Raw genomic sequence first — 23,339 nt, forward strand, 5'->3', positions numbered from 1 at the left:
GAATCTGATTAAATTCGCCTCATGGAAGGATGAATAACTGATAGGGGAAAAGATGAACAAAACTGAATTGGTAGAAGCAATTGCAAGCGGTTCTGGTGTTACTAAAGCCGACGCTGGACGAGTTCTTGAAGTGTTTATGTCTACCATTATTGATGCACTGAAAAGTGGTGATCAGGTGGTTTTACCAGGATTCGGATCTTTTTCAACTGGTAACCGTTCTGCCCGTGTTGGAAGAAATCCACAAACTGGCGAACAAATTGAGATTAAAGCGTCAAGAGTTGCCAAGTTCAAAGCAGGCAAATCTCTTAAAGAGGCTGTACAAGAAGCGTAAGTTTTCGGGTGCTTAGCTCAGCTGGGAGAGCATCGCCCTTACAAGGCGAGGGTCGCAGGTTCGATCCCTGCAGCACCCACCAAGAATTGGAGTGGTAGTTCAGTTGGTCAGAATACCGGCCTGTCACGCCGGGGGTCGCGGGTTCGAGCCCCGTCCACTCCGCCAAATTAACGCGCCGTATGGCGCGTTTTTTTTATCTGTTTTTAGCGTATTAATTTCTTGTAAACTATCAAAAATGGAACTCCAATAATGTTGCAGAAGCTGAACGAACGTATACAAGGTCTTGTGGCCTGGATAGTTATAATTCTGATTGCCGTAACATTTACATTATTCGGGGTCGACTACTACATGCAATCACACCAGGCTTCTGACGCAGAAGTAACGGTAAATGATCAGCCCATTAGCAAACAAGCCTTTGAACTCAACTATCGACGTGCCCGTCAGCAACGCGATCCGTCCGAAATGTCTACTGAAAGTGATGTGGCATTGAAAAAAGAAGTACTGGACGGGATGGTGATGAATGAAGTTACAGTACAAGCCGCACAGGCCGCTGGCTTTGGAGTCAGTATCGAGCAGGCGAATGCTGCAATTCAGAGTATCCCACAGTTCCAGCAGGACGGTCATTTTTCGGCTGAGCGCTACCAGCAGGCTTTAAGCGGAGCCATGTTTACTCCAGAGTCTTTCCAAAAGGAAGTCCGTCAGGGAATGCTGCTCAATCAGCAGCGTTTTGCTTTTATCGGTACTGCATTTGCCTTGCCCAGTGAAGTGAAGCGTTTTGTGAAGCTATACATGCAAACCAGGGATTACGATTACCTGCAAATTTCTACCAAGCTGTTCATGGATAAATCTCAAATTACCAATGATCAGATAGAGACTTATTATAACAGTCATAAAAAAGAATTTATCGCACCAGAAAAAGTAGTTATTAACTATGTCCGTCTTTCAATGCAGGATGTTCGTAAAAACCTGAAAATTAATGATGAAGAGGTCAAACGCTACTACGAAGAAAACCAGAACAACTTTCTGACCCCCGCTCAGTGGAAGGTAGCCCATATTCTGTTTGCCATCCCCGCGGATTCCTCTGATGAAGCGGCTGAACAGGTTAAACAAAATGCAGAGGAAGCTTACCAGGCACTGCAAAATAATCCAACGCAGTTTTCGCAATGGGTTAAGACAATGTCTGCCGACAAGTTATCAATCAAGAATGAGGGTGTTTTACCCTGGATAGTTGCAGGGCACACCCAGTTTGATAAAGCCCTCTCTGATTTAACGACTCCAGGACAGATCTCAGCTCCCTTTCGCAGCGGAAACGGTTTTGAAATTTTCAAATTAATTGATTACAAACCTGCGCAGTTAAAACCTTTTGAACAAGTCAAAGCGCAGATTGCCGATCAATTGATAACCGAGTTATCACAAGCCCGTTATGCACAATTATTGGAACAACTCACTGACTTAAGCTATCAAAGCCCTGATTCCTTATCGCCTGTGGCTGAGGAATTAAAATTGACTATTGAGAAATCTGAGCCATTAACACGGGGCGGAGATGATACAGAAATTGGCAAGAATAAACAGATCGTTAATACTGCGTTTAGCCATGATGTTATGGAGTTGGGGAATAATAGCGAACCAATTCAGTTGGATAGTGATAGTGTGATTGTCTTGCGTGTTAAAAAACATACAGCCGCCAGTGAAAAACCTCTGAATGCGGTTCGCGATGAAATAATCGAACGCCTCGCTTTGGAAAATGCAACGAATAAGGCCAAAGCATTAGGTACTAATCTGTTATCTACCAAGCTGGACTCCTCTGAAGATGAGAAGCTCATCGCCGCAAATCAGTTAAAATGGCAAGAAATTGATAATGCCACTCGTGATACTGACAAAGCCGAAGCAATGATTAATGATCTTGCTTTCAGCCTGGCCAAGCCGAATAGTGTCGATGGTAGAAAATTAATGAATGGTGATTTTGTAATCGTTCGTTTAAAAAAGATTTCTGATGGCAAACTAAAGAATTTGGATAAAGAACAACAAGCCAGTTTGGCGCAGCAAATAGAAGCAAATTATGGATTAATGGATTACGATCTTTATGTCAATCAACTGGTTGCCAAGGCCAAGGTTGACAAACATTAACCTATAAACAATACCCGAGATACGAAACCAGGGAGGAGTATTTTATCTTAGGCTAAAGTTTACTCGCAATGTGAGGTAAGTTTATGGCGGTATTTACCAATAATGATATGGCGAAGTTGTATTTGAATTTATCAGGAGATTACGAGCAACTTAAAAACCACAGTTATCCACGAATGGACCAGCAGCAAATTTTCTCTGAATTGGCCAGACGTGTTTATCAAGCTGTGAATGCCCCAAACAGTCCCTGGTATACCCTTCCTTCAGAGGAAAAAAATAAAGTCTTTCGTGTTCTATACTCATTTTGTAATTCTCTTCCTCAATTTGCCAAGTTAGACGATGACTATCGCAGACATTATTTTAACTATGCATCCTCATCCTATCCTGTATTTCTGCAAATCAATGTGCACTATGATCACCATCATAAATACGATTGTTACTATGCACGTCACAATGATTTTCTGTTTACCTGGTTAATGTGGGACGCCATGCTGAATCATCATAACCATCATGGTGGTATGGATGGTTGCTGTGGTCATTATAATCATGATCATGAAAATAATGGTGAAGCCTGGGCAATGCTTTTGCTAATATTATTAGCTGCCATTGCTGCAGTATTAACTTTTATTGCTCTATATTATCTGCTGCAAAAAATATGCAGTAATGTTGAACGTATGCTTTTCAATGAAGGATGGCTGCAAGCGACTATTTCTCTGGCCAGTATGCTTGCTGGTGCTGCGGTTGGTGCTGCTGTAGGTACTTTTCTGTTATCTACTCCCTTAATGTGGCTGGCGTTTACTGCAGGAATTAGCAATCCTATCGGTATAGCAATTACCGGAATCGTCGTCATGACTATTCTGGGGGCTGCAGGGGCTGCTTTTATAACCAATGCCATTCAGGAATATTACATTAATAAAAACAATCCGCATGCCGCTGACCGCGCTGATCCATTTCGGATTCGTGCTGAATTAACTGATGAAGAGACTGGTAAATTGCTTTCAAAGGGTATCGATCCATTTGAGGTCACTCAGGCGATTATCGCAGTACGACATGAAATGGCAGCTCTTGATAAGAAACATTCTGGATCAAATCATAAAAAAATTCCTTCCATCTGGGCGCGATGGTTTACTGAAGCGGGCCGTGAAAGTGACGCGCTTTTAAATACAATCAGAGACTTGCGGGCTGGGCGTTTGATTTATGTAAAAATAGGCGACAAAATCAAAAATCTCATGCATCTGCATGGCCTGACTAATGAAGAAAAACTTGATTTAGTTAGGAAAGGATTGAACCCAGATTCAGTTGAAAATGCTTTAAAGCATGTGTTTACACAAATCGAGAAGCGAATCGCAGCGTTTCGTGATGATACTCTTCTTTACGCTAAACCTACCCAGGACGATTATTTGCGTGATCAGGATGTTTTCCTCGAAAAAATAAGTCGTTTGCGCAACGGTGTAGATCGGGTGTTTGAGCTGGATGGGCGCATTTATACTCTGGAGTCTCCTCGAATGCACAGTCATCCCGGCAGCTTCTATGGCTATCCGTCACAGCAATACGCTGAATATTCCAATCAATATCCGCATCAGCACACGGGCGGAGCTGGTTTCTTCGGTGCTCAGCAACAAGCTCCTCAGCAGGGTTTGGCAGCGTCTAATGAGCCAACGCTTTATGCTTATAATCCTTCTTCTGCTTTGTATCCTAATCTATATGGTGAAGTCCGACCTTCGGCACCGCCAATGGAAGTTCCTCAGAAGTAAAACTTTTAGCTGTTGGTTGGGCTTTATGGCCCAACTGACCCAGCTTGATAAGGAAGTTGTCGCCTATGTCTCTGCAGCAAAAATTCTCAATCTATAGTGAACAATGCCCATCAAGAAATGTCTTTGAAAAAATCAGTGACAAATGGTCAATTTTGATAATTAACTGTTTACTGGATGGAACTTGTCGGTTCGGGGAATTAAAACGAAAGCTTGAGGGAATTTCTCCCAAAATGCTTACTCAGACTCTAATCAAATTGGAGCGCCTTGGTTTTGTAGCCAGACAATCCTTTCCTGTTCTCCCTCTAAAAGTGGAGTATTCATTAACTGCATTAGGGAATGAATTAGGTAAAATTCTTGGAACTTTAAGGGAGTGGACTGAGTCTAATATGGAGGCAATAATGCTTTCCAGCAGTCAGTTTGATGAAACAAGGAAGCTCTAGCTATTGTTTAAACCATTTAAGCAACGTCTCCTCACCCAAATTATCATAGATATAAGATAAATAATCTGAGAGTTCCCGTTCATAATTGTCGCTGCTTATATTTTCTTCTGCGATGATCGGTTCATGGTGAAAGAAATCACCGTTCAGGTATTCATTGCAGAAATGCTGATAATCTTTAGTGAATAAGAGGAAAGTGTGCCACATGTTATCAATATCCGACATTTCCGAATGAATGACACAGGAAAAATTTAATAAATCATTGTTCGGATTCATCTGCTTTTCTGCTTTGTGTTTCAGGCAAAGCCAGATATATTTCATCAATTCTTTCAATGCATCTTCTGCCTGTAAGACTGCTTCAGGATAGTCTCTGGTGTATCGGGAAATAATTTTATTATTTTTATAATTGATCAGTACATTCAATTCTGGCATACGCATAATACTCTTCCTTAATTTTTGCATGCACCATTTTTTAACATGGTGCATGCGCTATTCCTAGCCAGCACAGGTGCCAGGCCCACACCATCCTTTACTAATACTTGCCAGTTTCGCTTGAATAATCTTATTGATAATAGCTTCTTTCATGGAACTCTCCTGTTTGTTGAAATCGTTAATGAGAGTATAAATGTTTTATTAATCAGTCAATTAGTTACCAGATGGTAACTAAGTAAGATGGTCTAAGTAATAGAAGAAATAGGGATATTATTTTCCTTAGTTAAGCTCAACTGTCTATTGAACTGTCATCCCCGCGAAAGGCGGGGATCCATTTCTGAGCTAGCTACAATGCCGACTGAGGAATGGATTCCCGCCTTTCGCGGGAATGACATAACTCCTTAACTTAATGGGAGTGAGAGTTAGAGAGGGGGGGTTAGCCAATCGAATGTCTAATCCATGAAGGCCATCGTTTAACGGCCTGAATGACCTGTTTTATTTTAGGCGAGAAATAATTGTACTGAATTTTATGAATGGCATGTTTAGGTAATAAAAGCCAATAGCGGCCCTGATTCTTCATGTGCTCGCCAAGATAAGCGGCTTTCTTACTGGCTCCCCAGTAAATATCGCCTCGTACCAATCCACGAATAGCGCCTCCCGTATCCTGAGCAATCATCAGGCGTTTAAATTGCTTCTGCGGCTCATTTTGTACAGGAACTTTGGTAACCAGCCAGAGGGGAGCGCCCAGCGGAATCCATTGACGATCGATTGCCAGGGAATAACCCGGTGTTAAAGCCATTCCCTGGGCACCCAGTGCCGCTGGTTTTTTCAGGTTCTGGAAAAAGACAAAGGATTTGTTCTGGTGAAGAATTGGGTTTACTTTTCCGGGATTATTTGACAGATAGTGCTTAATAGCTGTCTTGGACGCATTATCTTTATTCATAATGCCTTTTTTGATTAGAACGCTGCCAATTGACGTATAAGGCGCTCCATTTTCCCCTGCATAGCTAAGATAGAGATCTTTACCGTTCTTTAGTCTGACAACAGCAGCTCCTTCAATTTCCAGAAATAAGCGATCTACAGGGCTGTTGATCCAGGCAATAACAGGAGCTTTATGGTTTAAAACCCCTTTATCAATTTGTTCACGGGTATAAGAAGCGCTTCGCTTGGCCGGCATTCCATAAATAGGCGTATTGTAGACTTTAGAGCGAGTCAGGCTGCCTTTAACCTGCGGTGTGTAATAGCCGGTAAAAACACCTTTGCCAGGCTTTTTCTTACCAAATTCGATGGGGTAAAACCATTTTTCAAAAAATTGTCTGGCTTCTTCTTCATAGACATTATTCATGGATAGCGCAGCTTTACACGCCGGCTGCCAGTCTTCAGCTTTTAAATTAATTTGCTTTGAACCCACTGGATGATCAGGATCTTTTTTCAGAAATGTTTCGCAGGATTTTCTGAAAGCAAACAAGGACTTCTTAACATCCGCTTCCTGCCAGCCTGGCAGCTCGTAATAGGGAATTTGTTTAAGTGTCAGCTGATTAACTACCATTGGGGCAGCGGGTTTTTGATTAACCATCGCTTTGGCCAAAGGCGCTTTGATAAGGGGTAAATGCCCAGAGTTATTGGTGTATGGTATGGATGGGATTTCGCTTACCAAAGCATTCAGCGATGGAGCTTGCAACTTTTTCTGGGGTAAAAAACCCAGCGCGCTACTAAAAATGCCAATGGTTGCGAGAATTATGTAAACTACTTTTCTTTTCATCGGTGTAATTTTACACAATATGGAATTAAATACAACATTTATTTTAAATTGTCTGGATGCTGTGCATAATGCACAGCACCTGGCAGGGGGGATAATACAATTAACGCAATTACTCTTCGAGATTCGACATGGAAACGGCATGATAACCCGCATCCACATGAATCACTTCACCTGTAATACCTGAGGAAAGGGAAGACGCTAGAAATGCTGCGGTATTACCCACTTCCTCAGCGGTAACATTCCGCTTTAAAGGCGTTGTATTCGCATAGGCATTTTGCATTTTACGGAAATCCTTAATGCCTGCTGCTGCCAGCGTTTTGATGGGGCCGGCAGAAATCGCATTCACTCGTAAACCGCGGCGTCCCAGGCTTGCAGCGAGATAGCGTACAGAGGCTTCAAGGCTTGCTTTGGCTATGCCCATGACATTGTAATTCGGAACTGCTTTTTCAGCGCCGTAATAGCTGAGTGTGATCACAGAGCCTTCCGTTCCTTCCATCATTGGCAGAGCCGCTTTGGCAAGGCCAATCAGACTATAGGCACTGATATCGTGGGCAATGTGAAACCCTTCACGGTTGCAGGATTCAATAAAATCACCGCTTATCTGATCGGCAGGTGCAAAGGCTACAGAATGAACCAGAATATCCAGTTTATCCCAGTGGGTACCCAATTGTTCAAATACCGCATTCACCTGCATATCATCAGCAACATCACAGGGGAAAGTCAGTTGTGAGTTAAATTCAGCCGCCATTGATTCCACACGACCTTGCAGTTTTTCACTTTGATAAGTAAAGGCAAGTTCCGCGCCTTGTTCATGGAATGCCTTGGCAATTCCATAAGCTATGGAGCGATTACTGGCAAGACCAACGATTAATGCTTTTTTGCCGTTTAAGAAACCCATAAGACTCTCCTTTATTCATTGTTATGCATGGCCAGAAGCTCACGCATTTTTGCCTGAATCATATCAATCGCAATTCGATTTTCACCGCCACGAGGAACAATAATATCGGCATAGCGGCTTGATGGTTCGATAAACTGCAAATACATTGGCCGTACAGTGGTCTCATATTGATGCACCACAGACTCAAAAGAGCGATGACGCTCTACCACATCTCGTTTTAGGCGGCGAGTCAGGCAAACGTCAAGAGGCGTTGACATAAAGATACGAATATCCATAATCTCACGCAGTGCCTTGTCGGAGAATAGTAATATGCCTTCGAGAACAATAATGGCGTGCCGGCCGACTGAGCGGGTTTCTGGTAAACGGAGATGTTTTGAGTGTGAATAAATGGGAATGTTAACGGATTCGCCGCGACGCAACAGTTTTAAATGTTCACAAAGCAAGGCATGATCAAAAGCGTCCGGATGGTCGTAATTGATTTTTTCACGTTCGGCAAAAGGAAGATGACTATTATCTTTGTAATAGGCGTCTTCGGAAATGACGACAACTTGCTGAGAACCGAGTTCGTTAACAATAGTATTTGCAAGCAGGCTTTTACCGGAAGCTGAAGGTCCGGAAATGCCAATAATAATGGGTTGTTTACTCATGATGTCAGGCTTTATAACTTTGGGCCTGATGGTAAGCGTTTATCAATCGAAATTCAATGTTTATAGCTTGAAATTAGTGTATTAATTTTGAGGACTCATGGCTCCGTTTTTATTTTTTTCAACAAAACATACACTGCGCCATTGCCGCCGTCTCTCGCTAAAGCGCTATGAAATGCAAGGACTTGAGATAGTTGTGGCAGCCAGTAATTAACCAGATTCTTTAATATAGGCTTTTCTCCCCGTAAGCCGCCTTTTCCATGGATAATCAATACACAACGATGACCGGCTAAGGTTTCTTTGCTGATAAAATGAATAAGCGCTTCACGGGCTGAATCCGGGCTCTTGCCATGTAAATCAAGCCTCGCCTGAATGTGGATGAGCCCGGTTTTTAACTCGCGCATCCTTTTTGACGGAATTGGATGAGCCGACCAGGATAAAACAGAATCGCTTTGCAATTCGTCACGATAGGAATCAGATAAAAAAACCGTTGGCCGAGGAGGCTGGGCAGAGGCTGTCCTTTTGGAAACAACCGGCAGGGGCTTTGCAGGATGTTCGGCTATTTTGTTCGATTGGCGAAGCGGTGTAACCGATTGCATTGCATTTCTAAATAATGCTTTATCTTCATCGGATAAATTGTCTTCAGCCATACATTAAGCCTCGTAATATTACTTCTGGAAATCAGCGCGCTTGCTATGTAAAAGCGACCAAGAGTATTCTTAAACCCATCTCTTTAATTATACAGGGTTTATATGACGAATATTAATATTGTTTTGGATCTTGAGCCCTCTGAACAGAATAACGGTATCCTGAGACGCGGAATTATTGATTTCAATGTCGCTCATCTGGGAGAAAAAGCTCACAACTGCAGTGTGTTTGCGCGTGATGAGAATGAGAAGATTATTGGAGGGGCAACTCTTTGGGTGCATAGCGACGCGGCTTACATCGATATTTTGTGGATTGAGGAAGCGTTTCGCCAGCAGCGTATTGGCTCTGCAATCATGAAGGTAGTTGACGATTATGCCAGAAAACAAAAGCTGTCAGCCTTATTTGTTGATACCTTTGATTTTCAGGCTCTGGATTTTTATTTAAAACAGGGGTTTCAATTAGTGGCTGAGATTAAAGCCTATCTGCTAAAGCATGATCGCTATTATTTACGCAAGAATTTGTAGACTGAGGCAGACGTTGCGTTTAAACCACGATGTGCAGGGAGATTGATTCTCCCTGATGAGAGGATTTAAAGGAAAACTAGCAGGACATCGCGTGAGTGCTGGAAACTGGGAGAGATTCATTCAGTGCTATGAGAGCCGCGTCCTCCTTGTTTTCTCCTTTATTGTTCTGAGTTTTCATAAACTGCTGGAATACAGGATTATCAGAGGCTTTTTTCCCCAGATAATTACGAATTCTGGGATTAGCTCCCGCATCCACTAAATGTTTGATAACTTCAGTTTTCTTCTTGCCCTGCAAAGCGAGATGAAGAGGCGTATTTCTCTGTTTATTCATGACATCTACTTTTGCTCCTGAGGCAATCAGAAACGCAACGATATCATCCAGGCCCAGGCGCGAGGCGTGATGTAATACGGTCATGTGTTTCTTGTCTCTGACAGAAAGATCGGCGCCTTCACGAATACAGATTTCCAGTAAATCTTTTCGCTTGAGCCGGACCGCATAATGAGCAGCTGTTTCTCCCATATCATCCTGAAAATTCACATCAGAGCCTGCTTTCAATAAAAGACGCATACAGGTGGCTTGCTTTTTAATTACAGCCCAAAGCAGAGCCGAGCGGCCAAAGAGTTCATCGGGTTCATCCAATTCCTCATTGTGAGTTTTTATCCTCTGGAGCAATACTTTTAATTCAAAAACCATACCTTTTGAAGCGGCGCGGCGTAAGGCTTCGTCCAGATCTGGATACTCTGATTCTCCGCGTTTCAGCAGGGTAACACAAACTCGCAGGTACTTTTCTTCCAGCTCTTGAAGCGCATTTGGGTTGTCCTGGTTCATAAAACCAAGTAATCGGGTAGCTAGACGCCCTTGGGCTGTTGCTACAATTTCGGCGTTTGCCTTTTGCATGGCTCGACAGAGTGATGGTTTCTCTATACAGGTTTTAAGATATTTTCTATCCGCTTGCCCAAGAGGTTTCTCTGCAAATAATATCTCAGCGAATCGAAGCATTATTTGACTGGCCTGAGGCGAAGCGCTCAGCCTCAATGCTACTAGCGACTTAAGTGTTTCAAGATAGGAGTCAACAAAATCAGCATTGTGCTGTGTATATTGATAAAATGGCAGTTTTTGATCTACGAACGCTTCCAGAGTGCTCTGGGTACCTGTGGTAACAATCAAATCGCCGGTAGACTGAGACATCAATTGTCTCATCAGTTGGTTTTTCACCGTGGCATGGTGATGAATGACGGCCGGTTCAATATTACCCTGCGCCCATAAAATTTCGTTCATTTTCCCTCGCAGAAACTCGATCTCCTGCGTTGAAAAATCACCTAGTAGCATTAATTGATGCTGACCTGTGATTTCGGTGTAATTCGTAATTGCTTTCCAGCTTGCATTAAAATTATGATTATTTACATAGGCAAAACTATAAGCAGTGTTGGGAATTAAAGCCGCCTGTTCTGCATTTAAAAGAGGCAACTGATCAAGTGGTGTTATTGCGGTGATACCTAGTCTGTCCGGGCCAAGACCTGTGGAGCTGAAGAATTTTTGTGAAGGTGGAAGGTAGAAGAACAATTCAGGCTGGTCTATATAATTCTGAAAATCCACCTCCTGCGTCATCCATTCTTCGGAGAAATCGGGTGCATTGGGTGCTCCTGCAAAAATGTATTTCGTTTCAGGAGAAAATGCTGCGAGCATCAAGTCACCATCTGCCGGCTTACAACGGTTTGCATCAATAAATGCAAGCATGGTATTTTGCTCATCAGTCAGGTCCTCGAGAGCGATAACAAATATCCCTAACTCAGTTAAGTGAGAACCGCACAGTGTTTCGTAGTGATGCAGGTTTTCGCGAGTTGAGGTCAAGACCAGCTGGATGTTTTCCGGATTATTATTTACCAGGCTTTGTTGTAAGCTTTTGGCAATCTGTATCGCCAGCATGTAGTCACCTGCGGCGATAGGACTTTGGCATTGAGCAAAAATGGCAATGAATTTAGACATTCTTTTGAGATTTTAATAAACAGGGCGCCAATTTACAGTACAAAGCTTAAGAAAATATTATGGAAATTGGGAGAGTCTACTGGATTGTCTGGATCTCGCGAACAAGTCGCGGGACCTAGAGAGTAGGGAACGCAGAGGGGGACTTTTCCTGGCAGTGACATTATCTATTCTTCAAATTAACAGGCAGTTCAATATTTTTTTTATTAACGATCAAATCCCGTATCACCTGGCTATCAAACTCAGGAGGATGATCTCCTTTAATATAAAGATATAAGGCACTGTTAAAAATGGCATTAAAGGTCGTATTTACAATCAGCCATAATCCAATAAAAATCAGAATAAACGCCATACTATACTCATTAGCTACTGCCTGAATCTGTGGCTTGAGCAGATTAGCGATAAGGCAAAAGACGGCCACAATAGCGGCTATAATCAGAAAAAGAATGAAATTAACAATCAGAAGCTTGCGCCATCCTTTACCGAGCATTCTGACCGATTGCCTGATTGCCGTAATCGGACCGACATTTTCAGCGACCATCACCGGCATGACAAAATAAGTAATCACTGACCAGGAGAATCCGAAAATCGCACTGAGAATATCAGCAACCGTACTATGGCTTCGTTCAAGGTAGTGGAAAAAGGTAGCGATGGTAGCGCTGATTAAAGTCCAGCCCAGTAAAGGAACCGTTTTTTTCAATGTGCTGCCCATTGCCTGGAAAATATTCATCTTGTGACCTTGCAGGCGATGAATCACACAAGTAATTAAAGAAGCATTGAAAAATATGGTGATGAAAGCCAGTAAAAAATAAAAAGCGAGAATAACAATAAAGAACAGGGGTTTTTGGTACTGGTAGAGGTGCATAATATTGTTAAATTCAAAAAATGAACCCACAAACAAACCTGCCACCGCAATAATTACCGCCAGCATGCTGAGAATGGGCAATATAAGCAAGGCCGGGTTTTTCATTAGAAAACGAAAGCAGGATACCAGAAATTGCCAGCCCGCATGAAAACGTTGCGCGTAAGACATAAGCCTTCTCCACTATGAATTGGAATTAAACGGTTTAACTAAGGGAATCAGTAAATGACTGTCATATTCTTCTCCGCCATAAATGCGGCATAAGCCTGTTTGACTCGGTTCATATTTACCCAGTTGGGATAAGAAAATGTTCTGGGAGAAAAACCATTTTCCTCGCAGTTCCAGTCGCAATTGATCACCCTGTTTAAAGAAAGTGGCGGAGGGAAGCAGTGAAAGTTCCACCAATACAATCTCGCCTGATTTCAGAAACTGTTGCTCCTCAAAGCGATGTTCCGGTTTCCAGAAAACACTTTCAATTTCGTCAATTTTACGCAAGGATACTTTTTGCCAGCCTTTGCTCACAATATCAAAGCCAAATCCATAACTTCCTTCAAAGAAAACTTCCTCATCCTGATGAAACTTGCGAATGCCTGCAAAAAGGTTCATATCCTGAGTATCGATCAGCTCTAGCCACAATTTAAGTTTCATCGGGCCAATAACCTGTAAATCAAAAGGGCAGATAAAAGTGAAATGCAAGTTATTATCAGGCAGAGAAAAATCCCGATGATTCTTTTCAGCGGGGAGATTTTCACTTAATGTTTGCTCTTCGTTATGCAAATATAAAGGAAGCCATTGAGTGTCAGGCAAAGGCCAGGTATTGTGGTAGCTGGTACTATGTATCTGATCACGGTTTTCACGAACTTCCAGGCGAACACCTGGTGTTGATAGCCAGTTGTTTTCCTTGTCTTTAAGAAAAAAGTCAAAAAAATGCAGTTGAGTTTCAAGTGCTTCATCACTGTAATAACTGGACCATTTACCCCCTCGGTGGGTATACAGCCATTTATGTTTTGACCGAATCTGTTCATACACACGAAATGAGCCATTCGTATGCAGACATTGATCTGAAAAGCTTCCGCAGATAAGCGCAGGCACTTCAATCGCCTTTAGATCAGGTACCCTGGCTTGCCACCAGCTATCTCTTGTAATGCGTTGCATTTGCTGCGTTCGCAGTTCAGGGTTTATCATGTGCGTCCAAAATGCATAAAAGCCATCCTCACGAATTCCGCCCGGGCGTGCCAGGTCTTTATATACATCACTGAATCCCTCCCAGGGGCAAATCGCGGCCAGGTGGGGAGGATGCAAGGCTGCGACCCGATATTGACTCAATGCCAGATAGGAAACGCCGTTTAAACCTATTTTTTGATTGGACCAGGATTGCTCTGCCGCCCATTCGATAAGTTCATAATAGTCCTGCGCTTCGGTATCACTGAGTAAATCAAGTTTTCCCTCTGATTTTCCGGCGCCGCGCATATCCCCATTTATGACTGCATACCCATTTTTGACCCAGAAATCGGGATCGGGGGCTTCCCAGCCAGTTAAAGAGGAGAAATGCGAAGGGCTTGGCTGACGCATGAATCGAAAGGCTTTTAGAGGCTTATAACGCCCAAATAATGATTTTTTGGGTAACTGGTCTTTGTCATAGGGATGAAAACAAATCACTACCGGATGCTTTAAATTGTCATTTGGACGATACACATTAACACTGAGCAAAATCCCGTCTCGCAGACGTATCTTCACGTCCTTTTCAATAATCATGGGAATTTTTGACGCGTAGATATCTGTAGGCGGAGAAATAAAATATCGAAGCCGTTTTAAAATATAAACCAGTCGAGATTCACTCATAAGGTTTTACTCTGAGGCGCTATAACTTAATGGTTGACTATAAAACGATTTTTTTCAACAAGAAGGCTTGTTTTTACAAGTTTTGACACAAACCAGATTGGCTGTGAGCCTATATGGGTCTGGTTTGCTCTGATTATACTTAAAATTCATGACCTCAGGCTGTTTTTTCCATAGGCTTTGCCTGCTCAAACAGCTCGAATTTTCCAAAGTCGCTGACCGTCAGATTCTCCAGGTTGTTTTCAAACCACTCAAGATAGGCTTGCGCCTCTTGCTCGTGTTCCAAGCGTAAACGCGAAAGCTGACTGACAATAAAATTTTTCGTCACATAATGGGTGGCCTGATAATATTGTTTGATCACTCCTCGATATTCATCGCTGATTTTGATTTCCAGATAGGCCTGGCGGTTATCGATTTGTCCGAAAAATCCGCGACTGGACTGAGTGTTACGTACATCAGCTAGACTGTCCTTTTTCATCTGATCTACCTTATTCTATGATGTTCAACTTCTCAGTTTGGACCAATATAAAAGGGCTGACAAGTCCTGATTTGTACTCGACCGGCTGTTTTCTCAAAATTGGTTTACAATTAACAAAAAGACAGGAAAAACAATCATGAACGAAGTGGATATTTTAAAAATGTTTTACGACGAAATGGTTGACAGAGGGGTCACTCGCGAACAGGTATTTCTTGACCTTGAAGAGGAGGCTGCCAGCAGATTGAGTGACAAACTTGGAACGCCCGTTTCAGTAGAAGCGATGCAGAAGCTGGCAGATGCCTGTATCGCCAATGAATGGCTTGAGCGTACCACTATTGATCCCGGTTATAAATTCTTATCGCTGACGGCTGCTGGTTTACAAATTGTATTGAATAATGAATATATCTGAGGAAGCCACCCGCTTCCTCTACACATTGTGGGTGTTTATTTCGCAATTTGCGCTGCGATACTGGCGAAAATGAGAACGGCTTAGTGTTTTAGCCTGTTCCTCGTCAACAACCAATTCAATCACGCGTTTGAATTTTGTGAAAAAGGCTGGAATTTCATCGGACAGATTCAGCAAAATATCATGAAACCCCCGTGGCTCCTGCTGATATCCAATTTGAATGACTGGTGGAGGCTCAGGACCTTCGCCCTGTAGATTATGAGGAATGAAGCTGTCATCCTTAAAAGTCCACAGCAACTCGTCAAGGCTTTCTGCTTCTTGCCGGTTATTGCAAAAAACAAACACCTGATGACCTCGTAAATAGGCTTTTTCTAACAGACGACAAGCAAACTGCAAAGCGGCTTGCTTGTCACTGCTGCCTAATAAATAAAAATCAACGCGAACTGGCGACATGGCGTAAGAACTGAATTAATAAAGGAACGGGCCGGCCGGTTGCGATGCGCTTTTTGCCGGAAACCCAGGCTGTACCTGCGATATCCAAATGCGCCCAGCGGTATTTTTTAGTGAAACGGGAGAGAAAGCAGGCTGCGGTGATGCCTCCGGCGCTTCGGTCAAATGAGGCGTTGATCATATCCGCCAGCGGGCTATCGAGAGCATCCTGATATTCCTCATCAAGAGGCATGCGCCAGCATTTGTCGCCACTTTGTGATGAGGCGGCAATAATTTGCTCTGCCAATGCCTCATCAGAAGTCATAAATCCGGTAGTGATTGTGCCTAATGCAACAACCATCGCACCAGTTAGTGTGGCAATATCAATGACCAGTTCGGGATTAAACTGTTCAGCATAAGTGAGGGCATCAGCCAGCACCAAACGGCCTTCGGCATCAGTATTTAAAATCTCCACGGTTTGACCGGACATGCTGGTCACAATATCGCCGGGCTTGACAGCGCTGCCGCTTGGCATATTTTCAGCGCTCGCGATTAAACCAATCACATTAAGCGGTAATTTTAACATTGCACAGGCTTTCAGGGTGCCAAGGACACTGGCTGCTCCCGCCATATCGTATTTCATTTCATCCATTGCATTGGCGGGTTTAATCGACAGTCCGCCAGAGTCGAAAGTAATGCCCTTGCCTACCAGAACAACAGGGGCCTGATTACCATTGCCATTATAAGCCAGTTCAATAAGGCGAGGCTCTTCAGTACTTCCCTTACTGACGGCCAGCAAGGCGCCCATGCCCAATTCTGTCATTTCGGGAATACCTAGGACACGCGTTTTTATCTGTGAATAGTCTTCGGCCAATTTCTGAGCCTGCTCTGCCAGGAAGCTGGGAGTGCAGTGATTGGCCGGCAAGTCGGCCAGACGACGGGTTAACCGGATACCTTCGGCAATTGATTGCGCAGTCGCCAATGCGGTATCACTGGTGTTTGGCAGATAAAAATCAATCGCCTCCAGGCTATGCGGTTTTTTTTGCCGGGTTTTATAATCAGTTAACTGATAGCAAAGGCTGTCCACTGCAAGCAGCATCTGGGTCAGCTGCCAGTCAGCATCCTGTTTGTTAATAGCAGGCAGGGCTATACAGGCTTTTTTGATTTTCTGCTTTAACAGTGCCATTGTGATTTCTTCAACACGTCTTCGCAGTGAAGAGGCTTTAAACTCAGCCTGCTTACCGCAATGCAGCAGCAATAAGGAGCGGCCGTTGATATCGCTTTGCCAGACACTGTCACCTGCTTCGTTAATTTTAGTCATAAGCCGAGGCAGCAAGGCGAGCAGATCGGCATCCTCGATAGTTGAAAATTCATCGGCTCTGCTTTCCGAAAAAACACCGAGCACCAGGCATTGATCTGACGCATCCTGCAATGATTGGATTAATCCGTAGTTCATTTGACTTCCTATAAGACGCAAAAACTGGTAGTTTACCCAATCTTGGATATCATTCAAATGGTTTTAATTATTCGAGACCAGGCATTAAATTGCAGCCTGCCGCAGAGCAGGAATTCGTCTCAGTAATATGCTTAATTAATATAGAGACCGAAGGTCGTGCTTATATTCCGTTATCTGGCAAAAGAAGTTTTTATTACACTGGCATCACTTACCAGCATTTTAATGCTCATTTTTATGAGTAATCAGTTTGTCCGTTATTTAAATCGCGCTGCCAGCGGGCAAATCCCGATTGTCATTATCATGAAACTGATGATGCTTGAATTACCTAATCTGATGGGATTGCTTCTGCCATTGGGCTTTTACGTAGCACTTCTTGTTGCTTATGGCCGCCTTTACGCGGAGAGTGAAATGACCGTATTGCAGGCTTGCGGATATGGGAATTCACAATTATTGAAACACAGTTTCATTCTGGCAATTATTGTCACCCTCATAGTCACCGCGCTGACCATGTGGGTGAGTCCTGTAATCGCCACAGAAAGAGGCAAGTTACTGCGTACAACTGGAATACAAACCTTAATCCAGACGATTGTTCCCGGGCGTTTTCGCGGTATTTCCGGCGGCAAGGAAGTGTTTTATGTGGAATCAATGAGCCGCGATCACAGCAAGGCAAAAAATATTTTTCTGGCTAAGCAGGTCATTAAGGATTATCAGTTTCAGTGGGATATTTTGTGGGCAGAGCAGGCCTATGCACAGACCGATCCCGAAACCCTGGAAGATTATTTAGTTTTGCAAAATGGCAGTATTTATCAGGGGCAACCCGGGCATGCGGATTATCAGGTTGCTGAGTTTAAGGAATACAAGGCCAGACTGCCGCATCCTGATATTAAAATTGACAACGACATGCGTACCGCGACGACTGCTTCCTTATTCCCCTGGTTTAATTCTGATCCCAAAAAAGCGGCTGAGCTTCAGTGGCGGATTTCCATACCGCTGATGGTGCTGACATTAACGCTGGTTGCAGTGCCGCTGAGCCGCGTCAATCCGCGTTCGGGGAAATATGCCAAACTCTTACCCGCCATTGTACTGTTTATTATTTATGCCAATTTCATGTTTGTCGCCCGTGACTGGATTGCCGCTGGAAAATTACCGATCTGGGTAGGGATGTGGTGGCTGCATTTGATTGTGGCTGCAATTGGTTTGTTGTTAATCTGGCGAAACAGGGTGAAGCTGGCATGAAATTACTGGATCGCTACATCGCTAAAAATGTTCTGCTGGCTATTGGCCTGGTCACGCTGCTACTCGCGGGTTTGCAAATCTTTATTCTTATGGTCAACCAGCTTGAAGATTTGGGCCGCGGGGATTTCGGAATTATTCAGTCGGCCATTTATGTGTTATTGCAAATGCCTTATCAGGTCTATCTTTTTTTCCCAATGGCAAGCTTATTAGGATCACTGATTGGGCTTGGGGTTATGGCCAACAATCGTGAACTGGTGGTAATGCGGGCGGCAGGGATGTCGATTGGCCAGATTACAACGGCAGTTCTAAAAGCGTCGCTCATCCTGATTGTTCTGGTCACACTTATTGGCGAAACCATAGTGCCAAAGCTTGCTTACTATGCGAATGATGTCAAAGTGCAGGCCATTAGCGGCGGACAGGCTCTTAGAACCTCTCACGGCGTCTGGCTTCGTTATCAGAATGATTTTATTACCATTGGAACCGTGCAGCAGGATAATACGCTGGTTGATGTGAGACAGTATCATTTCGACGAACATCACCAGATGGTTTTTGCACGTCAGATCTGGACGGTAAAATTTTATGATAATAGCTGGTGGGCAGAGAATATCTCGCAGACCTTGATCAGTAAAGACCATACAGTGATTCAGCATATCGATAAAATGCCCTGGGATGTCGCTGTTAAACCGTCTATTCTCAATGTCAGCAGCAGTGAACCGGATGAGATGACTTTGAAGGAACTCCGGCAATATCTGCGGGCTCAAAAACAAAATCATCAGACGGCATTAAATTACCAACTCGCCTTCTGGCAGCGAATTATTCAGCCTTTCACCACTGTGGTAATGATGATTCTTGCCATTCCCTTTATCTTTGGGCCGCTGCGCTCTTCAACCATGGGGTCAAAATTACTGGCGGGAGCAACTATGGGTTTTGGTTTTCATATCATTAACCGTTTTTTTGGTCCGGTGAGCCAGGTACTCCAATGGCCTCCTGTGGTAGCGGCACTTGGACCAACAGTTTTATTCGCCTTTTTAGGCCTGTATCTGATGAAACGGGTTAGATAATGGTTATTCGTCATTTGATTGAAGCAGTGGCTAATCCATTTTTTTTATTGATTTTATTCTTTGCTTTTTTACTTTATAAACTGGGAAAATCGACTGAGTCACGGCGTCTTTTTATTGGATTTAGTATTTTTTTTATTCTTTTGCTAGTGATAAGCACCGGCTGGTTGCCGCAGTTTCTTACCCAGTCGCTCGAAAAACAATATCCCCCGGTTAAGAAAATTAACCCGGAAGTCCAATGGATAGTGGTGCTTAGCGGCGGACAGACCGAAATCGAAGGCTTACCGCCACAATCCTTACTCTATTCGGCCTCGGTCAAACGCGTCCTTGAAGGCTTGCGTTTGTGGCGGCAAAGCGCTTCCATAAATCTGCTGCTCTCAGGCGGGGGCTATGGTCAGGAAAAAGCCGAAGCGTTTCGCATGCGTAAACTCGCATTGCTATATCCAGTGGATACCAGCAGGCTGCAGATAGAAACAGGCTCATTGAATACCGCCGATCAGGCTGCCGCCATAAAAGCCTGGGTCAGGGATAAACCCTTTTATCTGGTGACATCGGCTATTCATATGCCAAGAGCAATGGCACTTTGCAAAGCCCAGGGCTTGCATCCAATTGCCGCACCTACCGATTTTACCTTGTATTGGGGAGATGAGCGTTGGCAAAAAACAATCATCCCTAATGCGCAGAATATGGTGTTCCTCAATATTGCCTTGCATGAACTGATGGGGCTGGCTTGGGGAAGGATTAGAGGTTCGTTATAAAAATAAAGATAAGATAGGATCTTTTAACTAAAATCGTTAGAATAGGTCACTCAAACCGTTTTCTAAGTTGTCATGCCAAAACGTACAGATATTAAATCCATTTTGATTCTCGGTGCAGGCCCAATTGTAATCGGTCAGGCTTGTGAATTTGACTACTCCGGTACGCAGGCTGTGCGTGCTTTGAAAGAAGAAGGCTATCGCGTCATTCTTGTTAATTCCAATCCAGCAACCATAATGACCGATCCGGAACTGGCCGATGCAACTTACATTGAACCTGTCCTATGGCCCGAAGTAGCCAAAATTATTGAAAAAGAACGGCCCGATGCACTCTTGCCGACTATGGGTGGTCAGACCGCTTTAAACTGTGCCCTTGATTTGGCAAAGCACGGTATCCTCGAAAAATACGCTGTTGAAATGATTGGTGCGACCAAGGAGGCGATTGATCGCGCCGAGGACCGTGACCGTTTTCGTCAGCTGATGAAAAAAATTGGCCTGGAAATGCCAAGATCGGCAATCGCTCATAGCATGGAGGAGGCGATTCAGGTTCAGGCTCAATTAGGTTTTCCAACCATTATCAGACCCTCATTCACTATGGGCGGCAGTGGCGGCGGTATCGCATACAACCGCGAGGAATTCGAAGAGATTTGTACGCGCGGTCTGGATATGTCGCCGACGCATGAGTTATTACTCGATGAATCCGTTCTCGGCTGGAAAGAATTCGAGATGGAGGTTGTGAGGGACAAAAACGACAATTGCATTATCGTCTGTACTATTGAAAATTTTGATCCAATGGGTGTGCATACCGGGGATTCTATCACTGTCGCTCCTGCGCAAACATTGACCGATAAAGAATACCAGCGTATGCGTGATGCCGCCGTTAAGGTATTAAGGGCGGTGGGTGTGGATACCGGAGGCTCGAATGTCCAGTTTGCCATCAACCCTGAAGACGGCAGAATGCTGATCGTTGAAATGAATCCGCGGGTTTCCAGAAGTTCGGCCCTCGCCTCAAAAGCAACCGGCTTTCCAATTGCTAAAATTGCGGCAAAACTGGCGGTTGGTTATACCCTGGATGAGTTGGATAATGAAATTACTGGCGGCAAGACGCCAGCTTCCTTTGAACCCAGTATTGATTACGTGGTAACTAAAATTCCGCGCTTTAACTTTGATAAATTCCCCCAGACCTCAACAACCCTGACCACTCAAATGAAATCAGTGGGTGAGGTGATGGCGATTGGCAGTAATTTTCAGGAGTCATTGCAAAAAGCAATACGTGGTCTGGAAATTGGGCGCAATGGTTTAAACAGTCTGTTTAAGAAAGGGGAAGATTTAAGCCGGCTTAGAGGGCATTTACGCGAGCCTACTCCGGATCGCCTATGGTATATTGCCGATGCATTTCGTCAGGATTTAACGCTGGAAGAAATTCAGCTGGAAAGCAAAATAGATGCCTGGTTCCTGTACCAGATTCAGGATCTGGTTATGCAGGAGCGGGCAATTTACGGAAAGACGATTACTGATCTCGATCAACAGCAGCTTCTGCAATTAAAACGGCATGGATTTTCTGATGCGTTTCTTGCGAAAATTTTATATTGCCGGGAAGAGCAGGTACGTCAGCATCGGCTGGCCTTAGGGGTGAAACCGGTGTACAAGCGCATCGATTCCTGTGCTGGCGAATTCCCCAGTTCCACCGCCTATTTATATTCATGCTATGAGGACGGTTGTGAAGCCCGGGCTGAATCTGATGCAAAAAAAGTGATGATTCTCGGAGGGGGACCCAATCGAATTGGTCAGGGAATTGAATTCGATTACTGCTGCGTCCACGCGGCGATGGCATTGAGAGAAGAAGGTTACCAGACCATCATGGTCAATTGTAATCCGGAAACTGTTTCAACCGACTTTGATACCTCGGATCGTCTGTATTTTGAGCCCCTTACTCTGGAAGATGTGTTATCCATAGTGGATGTTGAAAAACCCATGGGTGTTATTGTGCATTACGGCGGCCAAACCCCTCTAAAACTGGCAAGGGATCTGGAAGCGAATGGTGTACCCATTGTAGGAACATCACCTGACGCTATCGACATGGCGGAAGATAGAGAGCGTTTTCAGAAAATGGTAGCGGAGCTTAATCTGCACCAACCAGCTAATGGTACAGTACGCAGTACGGAAGAAGCTCTGGAAGTTGCAAAACGCATCGGCTATCCATTGGTGGTAAGACCATCTTATGTTTTGGGTGGGCGGGCAATGGAAGTAGTCTATCAGGAAGAGGACTTACGCTATTATCTCGAGCACGCTGTAGCGGTTTCCAACGATTCTCCGGTACTGCTGGACAAATTTTTAAATGATGCCATTGAAGTAGATATTGACGCCGTCTGTGATGGGCAGGATGTCATGATTGGCGGGATCATGGAGCATATTGAGCAGGCCGGTATTCATTCTGGTGATTCAGCCTGTACTTTACCGCCTTTTAGCCTGAGTTCGGTAGTTCAGCAGGACTTGATTGAACAAATCAGACAAATGGCTCTGAAATTAGGGGTAGTCGGCTTGATCAATGCGCAGTTTGCTATTCAGGCCGATGATATTTATGTGCTGGAAGTGAACCCAAGAGCCTCTCGAACGGTCCCCTTTGTTTCCAAAGCCACCGGCCTTCCTCTGGCAAAAATTGCAGCGCGCTGCAAATTAGGGCAAACTCTAAGGCAGCAAGGATTGAGTCAGCATTATCCGATGCCGGCTTTTTACTCCATTAAGCTGCCTGTATTTCCGTTTATTAAATTCTCTGGGGTTGACTCCATTTTGGGACCTGAAATGAAATCAACTGGTGAGGTAATGGGAATTGCAAGGCGTTTTGGGCAGGCTTATGCGAAAGCACAGCTTGGAGCTGGTGGTAACATCGTTAAACGACGCCGTGCCTTTGTGTCAGTGAGGGATGCCGACAAAACACGAATTGGGGAAATTGCAAAGCGTTTAATTCAATTGGGGTTTGAAATTATCGCAACCCGGGGTACAGCTCTGGTATTGCATGCAGCAGGGATTGACTGCCGCAGAGTATATAAAGTGGCAGAAGGAAGACCGCATGTGGTGGACTTCATCAAGAATAATGAAATTGATTTTATCGTCAATACCACAGAAGGAAAGCAGGCCGCTGCTGACTCGTTTGCAATTCGTCGAAATGCCTTGCAACATAAAGTGAGCTATACGACGACTTTGTCAGGTGCGGAGGCAGCTTGTCTGGCAATGAAATATGAAGACCGTGAAACGGTTACTCGTTTACAAGATTTACATTAG

21 protein-coding genes and 2 tRNA genes are annotated in these 23,339 nt (G+C 44.1%); 12 read left to right on the forward strand and 11 right to left on the reverse strand.

Annotated features, from left to right (window positions below; all coding sequences use genetic code 11):
- Positions 1-52: 52 nt before the first annotated feature.
- The 6 genes from LXA66_RS13025 (at position 53) to LXA66_RS13050 (ending at position 4,649) form a co-directional block, all read left to right on the forward strand.
- Positions 53-331, forward strand: coding sequence for an HU family DNA-binding protein (locus LXA66_RS13025; protein WP_058507663.1), 279 nt, complete (start codon positions 53-55; stop codon positions 329-331).
- Between the two features lie 6 nt (positions 332-337).
- A tRNA-Val gene (locus LXA66_RS13030) sits at positions 338-413 on the forward strand.
- A gap of 6 nt (positions 414-419) precedes the next feature.
- Positions 420-496 (forward strand) — tRNA-Asp (locus LXA66_RS13035).
- A gap of 84 nt (positions 497-580) precedes the next feature.
- Positions 581-2,458: a SurA N-terminal domain-containing protein gene (locus LXA66_RS13040; protein WP_233013490.1), complete on the forward strand. Its 1,878-nt coding sequence runs from the start codon at positions 581-583 to the stop codon at positions 2,456-2,458.
- Between the two features lie 83 nt (positions 2,459-2,541).
- The gene (locus LXA66_RS13045; protein ID WP_233013491.1) at positions 2,542-4,209 is read left to right on the forward strand and encodes a hypothetical protein; all 1,668 of its coding nucleotides are present in this window, start codon (positions 2,542-2,544) and stop codon (positions 4,207-4,209) included.
- Between the two features lie 65 nt (positions 4,210-4,274).
- The gene (locus LXA66_RS13050; protein ID WP_233013492.1) at positions 4,275-4,649 is read left to right on the forward strand and encodes a helix-turn-helix domain-containing protein; all 375 of its coding nucleotides are present in this window, start codon (positions 4,275-4,277) and stop codon (positions 4,647-4,649) included.
- Here the strand turns inward: LXA66_RS13050 and LXA66_RS13055 are convergent, their stop codons facing one another.
- From LXA66_RS13055 to LXA66_RS13075, 5 genes are all read right to left on the reverse strand, one after another.
- Positions 4,650-5,084 carry a hypothetical protein gene (locus LXA66_RS13055; protein ID WP_233013493.1) on the reverse strand — a complete coding sequence of 145 codons (435 nt, stop codon included), beginning with the start codon at positions 5,082-5,084 and terminating at the stop codon, positions 4,650-4,652. It lies immediately after the preceding gene.
- Between the two features lie 430 nt (positions 5,085-5,514).
- The gene (locus tag LXA66_RS13060; protein WP_233013494.1) at positions 5,515-6,840 is read right to left on the reverse strand and encodes a murein transglycosylase A; all 1,326 of its coding nucleotides are present in this window, start codon (positions 6,838-6,840) and stop codon (positions 5,515-5,517) included.
- 109 nt (positions 6,841-6,949) lie between these two features.
- The gene (locus LXA66_RS13065) at positions 6,950-7,738 is read right to left on the reverse strand and encodes an enoyl-ACP reductase (protein WP_112220253.1); all 789 of its coding nucleotides are present in this window, start codon (positions 7,736-7,738) and stop codon (positions 6,950-6,952) included.
- Between the two features lie 11 nt (positions 7,739-7,749).
- Positions 7,750-8,385, reverse strand: a complete 636-nt coding sequence (udk, locus tag LXA66_RS13070; protein ID WP_058507657.1) for a uridine kinase — start codon at positions 8,383-8,385, stop codon at positions 7,750-7,752.
- Between the two features lie 95 nt (positions 8,386-8,480).
- Positions 8,481-9,032: a Smr/MutS family protein gene (locus tag LXA66_RS13075; protein ID WP_233013495.1), complete on the reverse strand. Its 552-nt coding sequence runs from the start codon at positions 9,030-9,032 to the stop codon at positions 8,481-8,483.
- A gap of 102 nt (positions 9,033-9,134) precedes the next feature.
- On the opposite strand from LXA66_RS13075, the gene LXA66_RS13080 reads away from it, so the two are divergent.
- A complete protein-coding gene (locus LXA66_RS13080; RefSeq protein WP_233013496.1) occupies positions 9,135-9,554 on the forward strand; it encodes a GNAT family N-acetyltransferase in 420 nt (139 codons plus the stop codon).
- A 76-nt stretch (positions 9,555-9,630) separates the two neighbouring features.
- On the opposite strand, the gene ankY is transcribed toward LXA66_RS13080, so the two are convergent.
- The 4 genes from ankY to LXA66_RS13100 all read right to left on the reverse strand — a co-directional run bounded on the left by ankY (position 9,631) and on the right by LXA66_RS13100 (position 14,717).
- A complete protein-coding gene (gene ankY, locus LXA66_RS13085) occupies positions 9,631-11,541 on the reverse strand; it encodes a Dot/Icm T4SS effector AnkY/LegA9 (protein WP_233013497.1) in 1,911 nt (636 codons plus the stop codon).
- Positions 11,542-11,701: 160 nt separating this feature from the next.
- Positions 11,702-12,571: a DUF6159 family protein gene (locus LXA66_RS13090; protein WP_233013498.1), complete on the reverse strand. Its 870-nt coding sequence runs from the start codon at positions 12,569-12,571 to the stop codon at positions 11,702-11,704.
- Between the two features lie 12 nt (positions 12,572-12,583).
- Positions 12,584-14,242: a CocE/NonD family hydrolase gene (locus LXA66_RS13095; protein ID WP_233013500.1), complete on the reverse strand. Its 1,659-nt coding sequence runs from the start codon at positions 14,240-14,242 to the stop codon at positions 12,584-12,586.
- A gap of 154 nt (positions 14,243-14,396) precedes the next feature.
- Positions 14,397-14,717, reverse strand: coding sequence for a hypothetical protein (locus LXA66_RS13100; RefSeq protein WP_233013501.1), 321 nt, complete (start codon positions 14,715-14,717; stop codon positions 14,397-14,399).
- Positions 14,718-14,853: 136 nt separating this feature from the next.
- Between LXA66_RS13100 and LXA66_RS13105 the strand changes: the two genes are divergently transcribed.
- A complete protein-coding gene (locus tag LXA66_RS13105) occupies positions 14,854-15,126 on the forward strand; it encodes a hypothetical protein (protein ID WP_133140072.1) in 273 nt (90 codons plus the stop codon).
- An 18-nt stretch (positions 15,127-15,144) separates the two neighbouring features.
- Here the strand turns inward: LXA66_RS13105 and LXA66_RS13110 are convergent, their stop codons facing one another.
- Both LXA66_RS13110 and LXA66_RS13115 read right to left on the reverse strand, forming a co-directional pair.
- Complete coding sequence (locus tag LXA66_RS13110; protein ID WP_233013502.1) at positions 15,145-15,576, reverse strand: DNA polymerase III subunit chi; 432 nt, start codon at positions 15,574-15,576, stop codon at positions 15,145-15,147.
- Positions 15,557-17,008: a leucyl aminopeptidase gene (locus LXA66_RS13115; protein WP_233013503.1), complete on the reverse strand. Its 1,452-nt coding sequence runs from the start codon at positions 17,006-17,008 to the stop codon at positions 15,557-15,559. The genes LXA66_RS13110 and LXA66_RS13115 overlap by 20 nt, the downstream gene beginning before the upstream one ends.
- Before the next feature lie 156 nt (positions 17,009-17,164).
- Between LXA66_RS13115 and lptF the strand changes: the two genes are divergently transcribed.
- The 4 genes from lptF to carB all read left to right on the forward strand — a co-directional run bounded on the left by lptF (position 17,165) and on the right by carB (position 23,339).
- Entirely contained in the window at positions 17,165-18,244 is a 1,080-nt protein-coding gene (gene lptF / locus LXA66_RS13120) for an LPS export ABC transporter permease LptF (RefSeq protein ID WP_233013505.1), read from the forward strand.
- A complete protein-coding gene (gene lptG / locus LXA66_RS13125) occupies positions 18,241-19,305 on the forward strand; it encodes an LPS export ABC transporter permease LptG (RefSeq protein WP_233013506.1) in 1,065 nt (354 codons plus the stop codon). The genes lptF and lptG overlap by 4 nt, the downstream gene beginning before the upstream one ends.
- Positions 19,305-20,060, forward strand: coding sequence for a YdcF family protein (locus LXA66_RS13130; RefSeq protein ID WP_233013507.1), 756 nt, complete (start codon positions 19,305-19,307; stop codon positions 20,058-20,060). The genes lptG and LXA66_RS13130 overlap by 1 nt, the downstream gene beginning before the upstream one ends.
- 72 nt (positions 20,061-20,132) lie before the next feature.
- A complete protein-coding gene (carB, locus tag LXA66_RS13135) occupies positions 20,133-23,339 on the forward strand; it encodes a carbamoyl-phosphate synthase large subunit (protein ID WP_112220267.1) in 3,207 nt (1,068 codons plus the stop codon).

The sequence above is a fragment of the Legionella sp. 16cNR16C genome (genome assembly GCF_021297775.1).
Lineage (GTDB): Bacteria > Pseudomonadota > Gammaproteobacteria > Legionellales > Legionellaceae > Legionella_C > Legionella_C quinlivanii_A.